We start from the raw sequence: 1,431 nt of genomic DNA, 5'->3' as shown, positions 1-1,431 counted from the left end.
GGCGGGTAAGAATGCGGTGGAGAATAACTCGCTGAGCGGCGATAAAGCCCGCGAATCGGTTAAGCAGAGCGCTGAGCACTGGAAAGAGCAGGTCAGGGATAAGCTGGGCAACGGTACAACCTCTTCCATCGCAAACGGCATTATCAATGCCCTGGCTGATACCGGTGATGCGGCACTGGGTGGGGCGGATTACGCTGCTGATGCAGCGATGGCGCTGGCGTCATGTGCTGCCGGGGACAGTTACTGTAGTACGGCGCTCAACGATCTGTCCGGGAAGAATCAGGCGGTGGCAGACAACGTTAAGGCGCTGATGCAAAGCGATACCTGGTCAGCGGTTGCCGACACCATCAAACAGGCGTCTGAAGGAAATCAGGCAGCGCTGGAAGCTACGGGTGGGATGCTGGCAGGCCTACTTTCACCTGGTAAGAAAATACCGGTTCTAAGTACTACACTTGGTAAAACTGAAAAGCTGGTCAGGAATACAGATGGCATTTACGAAGTAAAAGTCAATGTCACGCCGCTGGAAGGACATGACCGACTTAATACACCTGATCTGGGTGGTAATGGTAAGCTAAAACCGGCTGAAGCTGCATCTGCCGCACAATTAGAGCCTACTCTCGGTACGATGGAGCGTTATACGCCTTCGCCTGGAGCAAAATCAGGAAGTTCACCTGACTTTGTAATTACGTCAGGCCCTAATAAAGGTAAAACCGTTGATGCCATGTATACTACCGATAGACTGTCACAAAAAGAAATAGATGGGTTAAATAAGTTTTATGAGAAGAACATGAGTGTTGGTAGTGGAAGGGATGTTATCCAAGATCACTTGCAAAAAGCTGACTTTGTGCCTGTCGATTTTAGAGTCCTAACGCCCGCGAACCAAAAAACCTTTATGGATTATATAAAAACACTGCCTAAAGCACAGCAAGATAAAATTATTATTATGAGGTGATGGTATGGGGGCGAGTTTATTTATTGGTTGGAATGATAATGGGCAGAGAGAAAGCAACTTTCAAAGAACCGGAGGCTTTGTAAACGGGAATTATTGGGATGCATTTGGTGAGCTGTTGGATGCTGTTTTTTTGCCCGAGCACTCTAAATTGCATGAAGTGATTAAGTCTGAAGAAGGTGAATACCTAAAGTTTTATTCATTTGTAGAGTTAAATAAAGAGGATTTTAACAAGGCAGTGAAGTTAATAAGGGATTATCTTGTGAAGCAAAAAAAACCAACCGAATGGCAAAAGATGGCAGAAGTAGTGTGGGAAGAGATTGCAGAGCCTTACATTATTCAGGATGCGCGTTATAACGTTACTGCATGAATAAAATAACGGCCAGTCAGTCTTATGTATTTTATTCAATTGACTAAAATCCCGGCCATTGCGCCGGGTATCTGGCGAACGATGCCTGTGTGCTGATGGCAATAGTCTCCGC

2 protein-coding genes are annotated in these 1,431 nt (G+C 46.1%); both read left to right on the top strand.

Translation table 11 applies throughout. The annotated features are described in order from the left end of the window. Positions 1-952: hypothetical protein (locus tag EPE01S_RS24035; protein WP_255210184.1), on the top strand; the 952-nt coding region annotated here is incomplete at its 5' end. Positions 953-956: 4 nt separating this feature from the next. Continuing rightward, a complete protein-coding gene (locus tag EPE01S_RS22625; protein ID WP_062749679.1) occupies positions 957-1,319 on the top strand; it encodes a hypothetical protein in 363 nt (120 codons plus the stop codon). Positions 1,320-1,431 lie beyond the last annotated feature (112 nt).

This window comes from Erwinia persicina NBRC 102418, assembly GCF_001571305.1.
In the GTDB taxonomy this organism is placed as follows: domain Bacteria; phylum Pseudomonadota; class Gammaproteobacteria; order Enterobacterales; family Enterobacteriaceae; genus Erwinia; species Erwinia persicina.
This window is presented reverse-complemented; position numbering and strand designations above follow the sequence as displayed.

What these genes read in the sequence shown, in the direction of transcription:
- EPE01S_RS22625 (WP_062749679.1), top strand. Translation starts at nt 957, where the DNA reads ATGGGGGCGAGTTTATTTATTGGTTGGAATGATAATGGGCAGAGAGAA.